Below are 14,856 nucleotides of genomic sequence, written 5' to 3' on the forward strand. Positions count from 1 at the left end.
GATGCAGGACGAATATCGCCTGGATGGCGATGATCGGGTCCTGCAAAAAACCCCTTTCAGTTTCGACGTGTCGGTGTGGGAGTTCTTCTGGCCGTGGCTGGCCGGCGCCACACTGGTGCTCGCCGAGCCTGGCGCGCACCGTGATCCGGCGCGCCTGCGCGAGGTGATCGTCGAACAGCGCATCAGCACGCTGCACTTCGTGCCGTCGATGCTCCACGCGTTCGTTGCCGCCGGCGAGCTGGCGGCCTGTAGCGGGTTGCGCCAGGTGATGTGCAGTGGCGAGGCGCTGCCCCATGAGTTGCAGCAGCAATTCCAGGCGCAGCATCACGCGGCGCTGCACAACCTTTATGGGCCGACCGAAGCGGCCATCGATGTCAGCTACTGGCATTGCGTCGACGAGCCGGGTCGGCACAGCGTGCCCATCGGCCGGCCGATCGCCAACACCCGCTTGATGATTCTCGACAGCCAGTTGCAGCCGGTGCCGGTGGGTATCGCGGGCGAGCTGTACATCGCCGGCGCCAACCTGGCGCGGGGTTACCTGGGCCGGGCGGGGCTGACGGCTGAGCGGTTTGTCGCCGATCCGTTTGGCTCTGGGGGCGAGCGCATGTACCGCACCGGCGACCTGGCGCGTTGGCGCCCGGACGGGGTGATCGACTATGTCGGCCGGATCGACCATCAGGTCAAGCTGCGCGGCCTGCGGATCGAGCTGGGCGAGATCGAGGCGCGGCTGCTCGAGCATGGCGTGGTGCGCGAGGCGGTCGTGGTGGCCTGGCCGGGCGACGCGGGGGCGCAGTTGGTCGGTTATGTCACGCCTGACAGCCCGCAAGCCGACCCCCAAGGGTTGCTGGACGCGTTGCGCGAGCATCTGCGTGAGCACCTGCCGGACTACATGGTGCCGGCCCAGTTGCTGTACCTGGAGGTCATGCCGCTGAGCCCCAATGGCAAGCTTGACCGCAAGGCGCTGCCCGCGCCGCAATGGCAAGCACGCAGCTACCAGGCCCCGCAAGGTGAGCGCGAAACGCTGCTGGCGGCGATCTGGCAAGCGGTGCTGGGGGTGCAGCAGGTTGGCCGCGACGACGATTTCTTCGAGATTGGCGGACATTCGCTGCTGGCGGTGCGGATCATTTCGAAAATCCGTGAAGTGTTCGCCATCGAGTTGCCCCTGCGTTCGCTGTTCGATACGCCGAACGTCGCAGGGCTGGCCTTGGCCCTTGAACGGAGCCGCAGCACCTCTGCCGATGGCCCGCGGCGTCGGCAACGCCCGGCCCGTGCGCCGTTGTCGTTTGCCCAGCAACGCATGTGGTTCCTCTGGCAACTGGACCCTGCCAGCGACGCCTACAACATGCCGGTGGCCCTGGAACTGGTGGGCGCGCTGGACCGGTTGGCCCTGGAACGCGCCTTCAGTGGCTTGCTCGAGCGCCATGAAGCGCTGCGCACCTGCTTCCCGAGCGACGGCGGCGAGGTCTACCAGCAGGTGCTGCCGGCAAGCGGCTTCAGCCTGTCGTTCAGCGACCTGCGTGCCGCCGCCGATCCCCAGGCTGAGGCGGCAGCCTTGCGCGCGCAGCAGGCCCACGCCGGGTTCGACCTGGTCCAAGGCCCCTTGCTGCGCGGCCAGTTGCTGCGTTTGGGCGAGCAGCAGCACCACGTGCTGTTGACCTTGCACCATATGGTGGGTGATGGCTGGTCGATGGAGATCCTGGTCCGCGAACTGGGCCAGCTGTATGCCGCCGAGTGTGCGGGGGCTGACGCGGCGTTGGCAGTCTTGCCGATCCAGTACATCGACTATGCCCTGTGGCAGCGCGACTGGCTGGCCGGCGGGGAGGGCAAGCGTCAGCTCGACTATTGGCAGGCGCAGTTGCAGGACGCGCCGCGCATCCTCGAATTGCCGGCCGATCACCCGCGTCCGGCGCAGCAGAGCAACCGTGGCGCGAGTGTCAGCGTCAGTCTGCCGGAGACGCTGGCGGCTAATCTGCTGCGTCAGGCACAGGCCCATCACGTGACGCCATTCATGCTGTTGCTGGCGGCTTTCAATGTTCTGCTGCAACGCTTGAGCCGCCAGGATGACCTGTGTGTCGGGGTGCCGGTGGCCAACCGCTTGCGCGGCGAGTGCGAAGGCCTGATCGGCCTGTTCGTCAACACCCAGGTGCTGCGCACCCGCATCGATAGCGCGCAGCCGTTCAGCGCTCTGGTGCTGCAGGTACGCGACAGCGTGCTGGCGGCCCAGGCGCACCAGGACTTGCCATTCGAGCAACTGGTGGAAGCGCTGCAACCGCAACGCAGCCTCAGCCACAACCCGCTGTTCCAGGTGCTGTTCAGCCTGCAGCGGCACGACGTGGCGCTGCGCGATCAGTTGCCCGGGCTGCAGTTGTCGAGCCTGCCGGGCGAACGACGCACTGCGCAGGTTGATCTGGGGCTGTTTGTCGATCAGCGTGGCGAACAGCAGTTTGATTGCACCTTCAATTACGCCAGCGATCTGTTCGAGCGCGCCAGCATCGAGCGCCTGGCCGGGCATTTCCTGCAACTGCTTGAAGCCCTGCTGGCCGAGCCTGCCCGGGCGCTGGGGCGGGCGCCACTGCTGGCTGCCAGCGAACGGGCAGCGGTATTGGCTGCCGGCGCTGCCCACGACCACGGGGTGGCCGATTTCGACCTGGTGCAACAATTCCAGCGCCAGGCCGCCCGTGTGCCGCAGGCGATTGCGCTGCGCCAGGCGCAACTGTGCCTGAGCTACGCCGAACTGAATCGCCAGGCCAACCGCTTGGCCCATCGCCTGCAAGCTGCGGGGGTGGGGCCGGATGTGTTGGTGGGCGTGTGCCTGGAACGCGGGCCACAGCTCCTGGTGGCCTTGCTGGCCGTGCTCAAGGCCGGCGGCGCCTATGTGCCGCTGGACCCTGAGTTCCCGGCCGAACGGCTGCGGCACATGCTCGATGACAGCGGCGCTGCGTTGCTGCTCAGCGAGACCTCGTTGCAGCCCGCGCTGCAAGCGCTGGGCACGGTCGCCGAGTGCTGGTGGCTGGATCAACTGGAGGAGCAAAGCCGCGACAGCAATCCAGCACCATTGGCCGGCGGCGAGCATTTGGCCTACGTGATCTACACCTCCGGCTCTACCGGCAAACCCAAGGGCGTGGCCGTGCGCCGTGCCGGGCTGGGCAACTTCCTGGCGAGCATGGCCCAGGCGCCGGGCTTGGAGCAGAGCGGTCGATTGCTGGCCCTGACCTCGTTGTCGTTCGACATCGCGGTCCTGGAGCTGTATTTGCCGCTGGTCAGTGGCGCCAGCGTGGTGCTGGTGGACCGCGACACCGCCCGTGATCCTGAGCGCCTGTGGGCGCAGATCGAACAACAGCAAGTGACCGCGATCCAGGCCACGCCTTCGACCTGGCGCATGCTCGCCGAGCATCCGAGCCTGCCGGCCCTGGCCGGCCGCCAGGTGCTGTGCGGTGGCGAAGCCTTGCCGGCCGATCTGGCGCGCAGCCTGAGCGCGGTCGCCGGTGGTTTGTGGAACCTGTATGGCCCGACCGAGACCACGGTGTGGTCGGCACGTTACCGGCTGGACGCCGAACACCCGCAAGTGTTGCTCGGCGAAGCCCTGGCCAACACCGCGCTGCACGTCCTCGATGATGACCTTGAGCCGTTGCCGCCAGGCGTGGCCGGCGAGCTGTACATCGGCGGTGAAGGCCTGGCGCGGGGTTACCACGCCCGGCCGGCACTCACGGCCGAGCGTTTTGTCGCCGACCCGTTTGGCGACGGCGCGCGGCTGTATCGCACTGGCGACCTGGTGCGCCGCCGTGCCGATGGTGCGCTGGAATACCTGGGCCGGATCGACCAGCAGGTGAAGATCCGTGGGTTCCGCATCGAGCTGGGCGAAATCGAAGCCTGCCTGCTGGCAGAGCCCGGAGTGCGCGAAGCGGCGGTAGTCGCGCGGCACAACCAGTTGATTGGTTACGTGGTGGCCGAGCCCGACGACGCCCTGTTGGGCCGCTTGCGTGAGCGCCTGCAAGCACAACTCCCGGACTACATGGTGCCGGCGCGACTGATGCGTCTGGAGCGCATGCCGCAGACGCCGAACCGCAAGCTCGATCGCAAGGCCCTGCCGGAGCCGGAGCTGGAAACCCGCGTGCATGTACCGCCGCAAGGCCCGGTAGAAACCCTGCTGGCCGCGATCTGGCAAAGCGTGCTGAACGTGGCGCAGGTCAGTGCCGAGGACAACTTCTTCGAGCTGGGCGGCGACTCGATCGTCTCGGTGCAAGTGGTGGCGCGGGCCCGTGAGGCCGGGTTGGCCCTGACCCCGCGTGACCTGTTCCTGCACCAGAGTGTGCGGGCGCTCGCCGCCCAGGCGCGGCCATTGGAGGAGGTCGCGCCGCGCGCTGTGGCACGCATCGATCTCAGTGCGCTCAGCGCGCAGGCCCTGGCCGCGCTGCCGGTGGGGCTGGAGGCGATTGAAGACATCGTGCCGCTGTCGCCGATGCAGCAGGGCATGTTGTTCCATGCCCTGGACACCGGCAGCGAGCTGTATGTGAACCAGCTCGACGTGGTGATCGACGGCCTGGATGCACCGCGCTTCATTGCCGCCTGGGACGAGGTCAGCGGGCGTCATGACAGCCTGCGTGGCAGTTTTGTCTGGCAGGGTTTTTCCGATGCCATGCAAGTGATCCATCACGCCGTGACGTTGCCGGTGGAGCAATTGGACTGGCGTGCATTCACGCCCACCGAGGAACAGGCCCAGGCCGTGGCCCGAGAGCAGCGCGAACGGCCGTTCGATCTGAGCCAGGCGCCACTGCAACGGCTGTTGCTGGTGCAACTGGGGCCACGGCGCTATCGCCTGGTCTGGACCTATCACCACCTGCTGCTCGATGGTTGGAGCCTGTCGCTGCTGATCGGCCAGGTCCTGCGTCGCTATCTCGGCCAGCCACTGCCGGAACCGGGCCGCTACCGCGACTACATCGACTGGTTGCAAACCCGCGACCCGCTGGTCAGCGAGCGCTTCTGGCGCGAGCGCCTGCAGCCGCTGGAAGAACCGACCTTCCTCGCCCAGGCACTGACCGGCAAACGCAGCGAACGTGGTCACCAGGCGATCTACAGTCACCTGGACAGCGTGCGCACCGAGCGCCTGAAGGATTTTGCCCGCAGCCAGCGGGTCACCCTCAATACCCTGGTGCAAGCCGCTTGGCTCCTGCTATTGCAGCGTTATACCGGCCAGCGTTGCGTGGCATTCGGTGCCACTGTCTCGGGCCGGCCTGCACAATTGCCCGGTTCCCAAGACACCCTGGGGCTATTCATCAATACCTTGCCGATCGTCCAGGCGCCGCTGCCCGAGCAGCGCTTGGGGGACTGGTTGCAGGAGCTGCAGGCCTACAACCTGGCGGCGCGCGAACACGAGCACACACCCTTGAGCCAGGTTCAGCGCTGGGCCGGGCGCGGTGGCCAGGCGCTGTTCGACAGCATCGTGGTGTTCGAGAATCAGCCGGTCGACCGTCTCCTCAGTGAATGGGACGATGGCGAGTTGCAGTTCGAGACGGCGCGCGGCCATGGCGTGACCAACTTCGCCATGGACCTGATGGTCACCCTCGGCGACGCGCTCGAGATCGAGTACATGTTCCTGCGCGAGCACTTCGACCTGAGCCAGGTGGAGGGCATTCGCGGTCACCTCGAGCAACTGCTCGAGGGCTTCTGTGCCAGCGCCGACACAGCGCTGGGTGAGCTGGGCATGCTCGGCGAAGTCGAGTTGCGCGCCCGGGCCCAGGCCAACCACCTGGCGCAGCGGCGCAGCTTGCCGTCGGTCACCCAGGGCATCACCGAATGGGCGCGGCGCAGCCCGCACTGGGATGCGGTGCTCTGCGGTGAACAACGCCTGACGTTCGCTGAACTGGAATCGCGCTCCAATCGCCTGGCGCAGTTCCTGCGGGCCCAGGGGGCCGGGCCGGAAACCGTGGTCGGCGTGGCTTTGCCACGCTCGGTGGACTGGCCGGTGGCGTTGCTGGCAGTGCTCAAGTGCGGCGCCGCCTACCTGCCGCTGGACACCGCTCATCCGGCCGAGCGCCTGGCGTTCATCATGGGCGATTCGGGCATGCGCCTGTTGGTCACCCATTCCAGCCTCGCGGGGCAACTGCCGGTACAGCAGGGTGTGATTCCCTTCGCACTGGACCGCCTGGCGCTGGAAGGGCTGGACGATCAAGCGCCGGTAGTGGACCTGCATACCGACAGCCTGGCCTACCTGATCTACACCTCCGGTTCCACCGGACAACCGAAGGCGGTGGCGGTGGCCCACGGGCCGCTGGCCATGCACTGCGAAGCGATCGGTGAGCGCTATGGCATGAGCCCGGCGGACCGTGAGCTGCACTTCATGTCATTTGCTTTCGACGGTGCCCATGAGCGCTGGCTGGTACCGCTGCTGTTCGGCGCCAGCCTGCTGGTGCGTGACGATGAGCTGTGGACCCCGGAACAGACCTTGGCGGCCATGACCGCACACGGCGTCACGGTGGCCGCGTTCCCGCCGGTTTATCTGCAGGCGTTGGCCAGCCAGGCCGAGGCCGCAGGCAAGGCACCGGCGGTGCGGGTGTATTGCTTTGGTGGCGACGCGGTGCCTGAGGCCGCGTTCGAACGTGCCCGCGCGGCACTACGCCCGCAAGCGATCATCAATGGCTACGGACCGACCGAGACCGTCATCACGCCGCTGTTGTGGAAGGCCGAAGGATCGACCACCTGTGGTGCGGCCTATGCGCCGATTGGCCAGCGGGTCGGTGCGCGGACCCTGCATGTATTGGATGCCGACCTCAACCCGGTTCCCGAAGGTGTGGCCGGCGAGTTGTACATCGGCGGCGAAGGCCTGGCGCGTGGTTACCACCAGCGCTCGGGGCTGACGGCCGATCGTTTTGTGGCTGATCCGTTCAGCGTCGGCGGGCGCCTGTATCGCTCTGGCGACCTGGTGCGCCGCCGCGCTGACGGCACCTTCGATTACCTGGGACGACTCGACCATCAGGTCAAGGTTCGCGGTTTCCGTATCGAACTGGGTGAGATCGAAGCGCGCTTGCGTGAGCAGCCGGATGTGCACAGCGCGGTGGTGGTCGCCCGCGACAGCCAGACCGGCAAGCAACTGGTCGCCTACGTGGCGGCGGTGGCTGCCGAGGGCCTGGGCGAATCATTGCGCCAACGCCTGCGCGAGCGGCTGCCGGACTACATGGTGCCGACTCACGTGGTGGTGCTCGAGGCGTTGCCACTCAACCCCAACGGCAAGGTCGATCGCCTGGCCTTGCCGGCGCCGCAGATCAGCCTGGATAGCCGCTTCGTCGCCCCGCAGACCGCTGAGCAACGAGCCCTGGCGCAGATTTGGCAAGAGGTGTTGGGTGTGGAGCGGGTGGGCCTCGCCGATAACTTCTTCGAGCTCGGTGGCGACTCGATCCTCAGCCTGCAGGTGGTGTCGCGGGCTCGCAACCATCCGCAGTTGCAACGGGAGATCCGCCTGCGCGACCTGATGCGCAAGCCGACTATCGCCGAACTGCTGGCGGTCGTCGACGCGCCGACGGCGGGCGCGATCACCGCGGAGCTGGCCTTGCCCGAGGGTGAACTGTTCAACCTGCTGCCGATCCAGCAGTGGTTGTTCGACGTGCCGATGGATCAGCGCCAGCACTTTAACCAGGCGCTGCTGTTGGACGTGCTGCAACCGCTGCAGACCGACGCCCTCAAGCAGGCGGTGCAACAGCTGCTGGTGCGTCACGAGGCCCTGCGGTTGCGCTTCGTCCAGGGGCCGGGTGGCTGGGCGCAACGTTACGCCAGCCTTGAGGAGGTCGAGCAGGTCCCAGTGCTCTGGCAACAAGACCTCGCCGACAGCCAAGCCATGGAATCGGCCATCCAACTGGCCCAGCGCAGCCTCGACTTGACCAGCGGCCCGCTGCTGCGGGTGCTGCATGCACGGCTGGCAGAGGGCGGCGAGCGCCTGCTGCTGGTGGTTCATCACTTGGCAGTGGACGGGGTGTCCTGGCCAGTCCTGCTCGAGGACCTGCTGGCGACGTACCAGGCCGCATGCGCCGGGTGCGCGCCTGAGTTGGCGTTGCCTGGCAGTCGCTACCGTGACTGGGCGCAGCGCCTGCAGGCGCGGGCGCGCAGCCCTGAAGGCGAGGCTGAGCTGGATTACTGGAAGCACCAGTTGGGCGCGGATACGCCGCCGAGCCTGCCGGTCGATAACCCGCGTGGGCGCAATCTGGTGGGCACTTCGGCCGAGGTCCGGTTCACGCTTGATCAGCCGCGTAGCCAGTTGCTGCTCAAGGCTGTGCCGGCGGCCCTGCAGGCGCAGATCAATGATCTGTTGCTGAGCGCGCTGTCGCGTGCCGTATGCCGCTGGAGTCAGCACGATTCGGCGTTGATCCAGCTCGAAGGTCACGGCCGCGAGGACCTGTTCGATGAACTCGACCTCAGCCGCACCGTGGGCTGGTTCACCAGCATGTTCCCGGTGCACCTGCACCCGGGCAACGGCGAGGTGGCCGAGTCGGTCCGGGCGGTGCGCGAGCAGTTGGCGCGACTGCCGGAGCGTGGCCTGGGCTTTGGTGTCCTGCGTTACCTGGGGCGTAGCGAAGTGCGCGAGGCCCTGGCGCAACTGCCGCAGCCGCGCATCACCTTCAACTACCTCGGGCAACTCGACCAGGCGAGCAGCCCACAGTCGTTGTTCGGCGCCGCGCCAGAAAGCCTGGGCGACTTCCACAGCCCGTCGGCGCCGTTGGCCAACTGGCTGGAAATCATTGGCCAGGTGCATGACGGCCGCTTGGGAATGCGCTGCATCTATAGCGCCAAGCGCTACCGCCCGCAAACCGTGCAACGGCTGCTGGACGCTTTCCAGGCCGAGCTGCACAGCCTGATCGATCAATGCGCGGGGCTCGAATGAGCCGCGCGACCCCCTTTCAAGGATATTCATCCATGTCATTGCATCCTGAACTGAGCGCTTTCCTCGACCTGGTGGAGGAGGGGCGGCTGGCCGGCCGTCCACCGCTGCACGCCTTGTCGCCGGAATTGGCCTGCGACACCTTCGAGCAGGCTTCCGCTGGGCTGGTCTGGGCTTGGCCCCAGACCCAGCAAGTGGCACGCCGCGAGTTGACGGTTCGTACCCGCGACGGCGCCAGCCTGGCGCTGCGCCTTTATCTGCCCGAGGTCGCTGGCGCGCAGCCGTGGCCGGTGCTGTTGTACTTGCACGGCGGCGGTTATGTGGTGGGCAGCCTGGATTCCCATGACGGTATCTGCGCAGAGCTTGCCTGGCGCACGCCTTGTGCGGTGCTCGCGGTGGATTACCGGCGGGCCCCGGAGCACCGTTTCCCCACCGCGCTGTTCGATGCCGAGGATGCCTTGTTGTGGCTGGTGGCCGAGGGCGCCGAGCATGGCCTGGACGCGACCCGGCTGGCGGTTGGCGGTGACAGCGCCGGCGCGACTCTGGCCACCGTGCTGGCAATCCAGGCGGCGCAGGCACCGCAGCAATGGCCGCCGATCCGCCTGCAACTGCTGTGTTATCCCACTACCGATGCTTCGCGCAGCACGGTGTCCAGCGAGCTGTTCGACGAAGGTTACTTGCTGGAGAGCGCGACGCTGGAGTGGTTCTACAGCCACTACCAGCGCACCCCGGCCGATCGCCTGGACTGGCGCTTTTCGCCCCTGCTGTGTGAGCACTTGCAGGGCGCGGCCCCGGCGTTCGTCGGGCTGGCCCAATACGACCCGTTGCACGATGAAGGCCAGGCCTACGCCGAGCGCTTGCAACAGGCGGGGGTGACGGTGACCTGCCGCTCCTACGCCGCGACCCACGACCTGCTGCGGATGGGCGCGGTCATGCCGGGTGTGGATCAGGTCTACAAAGAGTTGGCGAGCCATCTGGCCCAGGCATTGGCGAACTGAGGACAAGACGGCCGGGCGCCAAGCGCCCGGCAGGGGAGGGTCAGCCCGCGAGCAGCGGGCCGAAGTCGTCGCGCTCAAGCACCATCAGTGCCGCGCGTTTGTGTGGGAAGTCGAACTCCTTGTGCTTGCCAAAGCCGACCGAGGTCATGTAGCCGATCATCTTGTCGTTGTCGGCCCGAGGCTCGGCCACCACGCGCTGGGTGCGCGGTTCGTCGAGCAGCAGCCAACTGACCAGCGAGCGCAGCCAGCAATCGACCTTGGCCGGGCCGCGATGATGCTCCTCGCCCACCAGCATATGGATGCCGCGGTCGAATTCAGCTGCAGGGTAGAACGGCGCGATGCGGTCATGCGCAGCCCAGTAGACCTCGTAATAGGCAAAGGGCTGGTCATTCAGGCAGCCGATGACGCTGAAGATGTGCGGGGTGTCGCTGATCTTCTGCAGGTATTCACGGTGCTCGTCGAGCGTGCCTTGCTCCTGCCAGAAGTGCGCGACGCGCGGGTTGTTCTGCCAGCGGTTGAACAGCGCCAGGTCCTGCTCGATGTCCAACGTGCGCAAGGACATCCACAGCCCCAGTTGCTCGTCGTAGCGACGGTAGAGCTCGCCTTGGGGTTTGCTGGCGATAGCCGCGGTCAGCGCTCCGGTGGTCATGTTCATCCAGGCAGCTCCATTCAGGCGGACGCCGACAGGGCAGTGTCGAGCAATTGCAGGTGTTCGTGCTCGCAGGACTCGGCCATCTCCAGCAACGCCTCGGAGATCTCCCAGGCGCGGGCCGGCAGGACCGACAGCAGGGTATCGCTGAGGCCGTGGTTGGCCTCCGAGAAACCCTGGACGAACACGCCGGCCTTGAGGTTCGGCGTGGCGCGCACGCGGTAGCTGCGCTCGACGTCGAAGTCGCCCAGGTAGTCGGCCAGCGGTGCCAGCAGGGTCTTGTGCGAGGTGCGTTCGTAACCGGTAGCGAGGATCACGGCATCGTAGTGCTGGACTTCTTCCTGGCCCGTGGCGACATCGCGCAGGTGCAGGCGCACTCCGTGTTCGCCGGACGTGGCGCTCTGCACCTGAGTCCGGCAGCGGAAGGCATGGCGCTCACGCTTGGAGACTTTCTGGCGATAGAGAATGGCGTAGATCTGTTCGATCAGGTTCAGGTCCACCACTGAATAGTTGGTGTTGTGGAATTCGCTGATCAGCCGCTCGCGCTCGGGCTCGGGCTGATCGAAGAACAGGTGGGTGTTTTCCGGAGCGAAGATCTGGTTGACGAAGGGGCTGTCGTCGGCCGGCTTGAGCACTTCGCTGCGCAGGATCAGGTCAACCTTGACGTTCGGGTAGCTGTCGTTGAGGTCGATGAACGCCTCGGCCGCGCTCTGCCCGCCGCCGACCACGGCAATGCGCATTGGCTCACCACGGGCGCAGCGTTGCTGGGTGATGCGGCTCAGATACCGCGAGTGGTGGAACACCCGGTCGTCGTCGCGCAGGTCCCGGAACACCGCAGGAATGCGTGGCGTGCCACCGGTGCCGACCACTACCGAGCGGGTGCGTCGGCGATGTTCACGGCCCTGGCTGTCCACCGAGACCACGTCCAGTAGTTCGACGCTGCCATCCATGCCAATCACCGGCTCGACCCGGTCCACGCGGTTGCCGTAGGCACACTGCTCGCGGAAATGCCCGGCGACCCAGCGCAGGTAGTCGCTGTATTCCATGCGGCAAGGATAGAACGTGCCCAGGTTGATGAAGTCGATCAGGCGGCCGTGCTGTTGCAGGTAATTGACGAAGCTGTGGCGGCTGGTGGGGTTGCGCAGGGTCACCAGGTCCTTGAGGAAGGAGATCTGCAATTCGCTCTGGCTGACCAGGGTATCGCCGTGCCAGTGATAGTCAGTCTGCCGGTCGAGGAACAGGCTGTTGGCTCGGCGACCCGCCGTTTCGGCCTGTTCCTCGAGGGCGATGGCCAAGGCCAGGTTGGAAGGGCCGAAGCCGACGCCGATGACGTCGAAGGGCTTGTTGCTGGACTGTCGCTGGGACATTCGCGAATCCTCCTTTGAAGTGGTGCCCTGAGCGAGCGGCCATGTGCAGGCCGTGTCAGAGGCGTTCATGAGAGTTGACGAATGAACCGACAGCTTCTTCAGAAGTGGTCGAAGGAGCGCGTAGGCAAATGAACGATTTAGAGTGAAACCAACCAAAAACCAAGTGGATGGAGTAAGCTTGGCGAAATTCTTCCGCTGTCTACCACCATGCCCAACCCCTCTGTTCCCCAGCAATCCCCGAGCGAAATGGCCGCCGACTGGTGCGTGCGTTTGCATTTCGAGGATTGCACCGACGCGGACCGTGCCGAGTTCCTGCGTTGGTACGATGCCGACCCGGAACACGCTGCGGAGTACCTGAAGATGTGCCGGGTGTGGCAGGTCAGCGAGCAGTTGCCGCCGCGTGCGCAAGTGCCGCTTGAGGCTCGTTCGCGGCGCCGCCGCGCGCCGTTGCTGGCCCGCGCCGCGGTGCTGGCACTGGCCGTGGGTGCTGCATGGGCGGGCGGTTGGTCGGGGGGCATGTTGCCGGGCAGCGTGCGCTACTTCATGGCCGAGCAAGCGCGGCGCCAGGTTCAGCTTCCCGATAACAGTCAGGTGGAACTCAATCAGCGCACCGGGATGCTGTACCTGGGCTTTCGTGATCGGCGCCAGGTGTTGCTGCGTGACGGCGAGGCCTATTTCGATGTACAACGCGACGTCGACAAGCCGTTCTTGATCAGTACCGACAACGCCAGCGTGCGGGTCACCGGTACGCACTTCAATATCTGGACCGCACCGGCGCAGACCACCGTCAGCGTGAGCGAAGGCACGGTACTGGTGTCGCGTGGCGAGGACGGCGACGGCCGCAACCAGGGCACCGAACTGACTGCCGGTTTGCAGGCCGTGGTGAGCCAGGGGCGCATGCTCCAGCTCAAGCGCATCGACCCCGCGCGTTCGATGGCCTGGCGCAACGGCAAGCTGATGTTGGACGACATCAGCCTGCGCGATGCCATCGTACAGATCAATCGTTACCTCAAGGTGCCTCTGCAACTGGAAGGCAACGAAGTCGGCGAGCTGCGTTTCGGCGGCATCTACGACACCAGCGACCTCGGCCAGTTGATCAGCGCGCTGCCACGGGTGCTCCCGGTAAAACTGCGCCGTGGCGATGACGTGATCCTGATTTCGTCCCGCTGACCTGCGCCTCGGCAGTTGTTTACAGCTAATTTGCTGAACAAACCCCACTCTCATTCGTCGATCAGGCATGCCCCTTAACACGCCCTCATTCCGGCCGTCTGCGGACGGGACGATGACGGGCGTCAAGCCTGGAAGCCGAGACAATGAGTGCACCTGCACGAAGTACCTTGCATGAATTGACGCAGGTTTTGCGTCCCTTCTGGCCGTTGCTGCTGGTTTCGACCGTGCTGGGCATTCTCGGCGGCTTGAGCATCACTGGCCTGCTGGCGACCATCAACCACGCCCTGCACGCCGAAGGCGGCGCCAGTCGCGGGGTGTTGCTGGGTTTCGCCGGGCTGTGCCTGATGGCGCTACTCGGCTCGGTGATCTCGGACATCGGCACCAACTACGTTGGCCAGCATGTGATCGCCCGGCTGCGCAAGACCTTGGGCCTGAAGATCCTCAGCGCGCCGATCGATCAACTGGAACGCTACCGCAGCCACCGGTTGATTCCGGTGCTGACCCACGATGTCGACACCATCAGTGACTTTGCCTTCGCCTTCGCGCCGCTCGCGGTGTCGTTCAGCGTCACCCTTGGCTGCCTGGTGTACCTGGTGCAGTTGTCGCCAGGAATGTTCCTCACCACCACCCTGGCGATTCTGCTGGGCTCGGTTGCCCAGTATTACGCCCGGGCTCGTGGCATCAAGGGCTTCTTCGAGGCCCGTGACCTGGAAGACGATCTGCAAAAGCACTACCGCTCCATCGCCGAGGGCGCCAAGGAACTGCGCATCAACCGTCCGCGCCGCCAGCGCCTGCTCAAGGACAGCATCGAAGGCACTGCCGACAGTATCTGCCGCAAGCAAGTCAACGCGATCAACCAGTTTGTGGTGGCCAAGGGGGTCGGCTCCACGCTGTTCTTCATCGTGATTGGCGTGGCCCTGGGGTTCCAGGCCATGTGGCCGAGTACCAGCACCGCGACCCTGAGCGGCTTCATCCTGGTGCTGCTGTACATGAAAGGGCCGCTGGAGCATCTGCTCGGTACGCTGCCCAATATCAGCCGTGCGCAAGTGGCGTTCCGCCGGGTGGCCGAACTCAGCGAGCAGTTCGCCTCACCCGAGCCGCACTTGCAGGAGGCAAACGACAAACCGCTGCCTGAGCAAATCCACAGCATCGAACTGCGTGACGTGCATTACCGTTATCCGAGCGAAGAGGGCGCCAGCGGTTTTGCCATCGGCCCGGTCAACCTGTCGATCCGCAAGGGCGAGATTGTGTTCATCGTCGGCGAGAACGGCGGCGGCAAGACCACCCTGATCAAGCTGTTGCTGGGCTTGTACGTACCCCAGAGCGGCAGCCTGCTGCTCGACGGCAAACCGGTCGACGCCACCCAGCTCGACGATTACCGCCAACTGTTCACCACCGTGCTGTCGGACTTCTTCCTGTTCGAGGACCTCGTCCAGCAGGGCGCCGATGTGCCGCCAGAGGCGATGGTGTACCTGGAACGCCTGGAGATCGCCCACAAGGTACGCATCGAAGACGGGCGTTTTTCCACCCTCGATCTGTCGACCGGCCAACGCAAGCGCCTGGCGCTGCTGCAAGCGTGGACCGAGCATCGCCCGGTGCTGGTGTTCGACGAGTGGGCAGCGGACCAGGACCCGACCTTCCGCCGCATCTTCTACACCGAGTTGCTGCCAGACCTGCAGCGCCTGGGCAAGACCATCGTGGTGATCTCCCACGACGACCGCTATTTCGATGCCGCCGACAGCCTGTTGCGCATCGACAACGGCCGTCTGGTGCAGCACCACGCCAGCGCTGTCGAGGCCGGCTGAG

Annotated in this window: 5 protein-coding genes and 1 pseudogene (1 of these 6 cut by a window edge); 4 read left to right on the forward strand and 2 right to left on the reverse strand. The window is 65.9% G+C overall.

Going from position 1 to position 14,856, the window contains the following annotated elements; translation table 11 throughout:
* A protein-coding gene (locus PspS04_RS12835; RefSeq protein ID WP_159995667.1) for a non-ribosomal peptide synthase/polyketide synthase crosses the window boundary here: on the forward strand, nucleotides 1-8,869 show its 3' portion. 5,249 nt of this gene lie to the left of the window's left edge; the window shows 8,869 of its 14,118 coding nt (coding positions 5,250-14,118); the start codon falls outside the window, past its left edge; the stop codon is at nucleotides 8,867-8,869.
* A 32-nt stretch (nucleotides 8,870-8,901) separates the two neighbouring features.
* On the forward strand, nucleotides 8,902-9,864 hold the full coding sequence (locus tag PspS04_RS12840; protein WP_159995669.1) for an alpha/beta hydrolase: 963 nt from the start codon (nucleotides 8,902-8,904) through the stop codon (nucleotides 9,862-9,864).
* Between the two features lie 40 nt (nucleotides 9,865-9,904).
* Here the strand turns inward: PspS04_RS12840 and PspS04_RS12845 are convergent.
* Together PspS04_RS12845 and PspS04_RS12850 are read right to left on the reverse strand one after the other, a co-directional pair.
* Nucleotides 9,905-10,483, reverse strand: a pseudogene (locus PspS04_RS12845) (GNAT family N-acetyltransferase); the annotation flags it as partial.
* Nucleotides 10,484-10,533: 50 nt separating this feature from the next.
* On the reverse strand, nucleotides 10,534-11,880 hold the full coding sequence (locus PspS04_RS12850) for a lysine N(6)-hydroxylase/L-ornithine N(5)-oxygenase family protein (protein WP_095168276.1): 1,347 nt from the start codon (nucleotides 11,878-11,880) through the stop codon (nucleotides 10,534-10,536).
* A 207-nt stretch (nucleotides 11,881-12,087) separates the two neighbouring features.
* Between PspS04_RS12850 and PspS04_RS12855 the strand changes: the two genes are divergently transcribed.
* Together PspS04_RS12855 and PspS04_RS12860 are read left to right on the forward strand one after the other, a co-directional pair.
* A complete protein-coding gene (locus tag PspS04_RS12855; protein ID WP_237234993.1) occupies nucleotides 12,088-13,050 on the forward strand; it encodes a FecR family protein in 963 nt (320 codons plus the stop codon).
* Nucleotides 13,051-13,193: 143 nt separating this feature from the next.
* On the forward strand, nucleotides 13,194-14,855 hold the full coding sequence (locus PspS04_RS12860; protein WP_159995673.1) for a cyclic peptide export ABC transporter: 1,662 nt from the start codon (nucleotides 13,194-13,196) through the stop codon (nucleotides 14,853-14,855).
* Nucleotide 14,856: the final 1 nt, after the last annotated feature.

The organism is Pseudomonas sp. S04 (assembly GCF_009834545.1).
In the GTDB taxonomy this organism is placed as follows: Bacteria; Pseudomonadota; Gammaproteobacteria; order Pseudomonadales; family Pseudomonadaceae; genus Aquipseudomonas.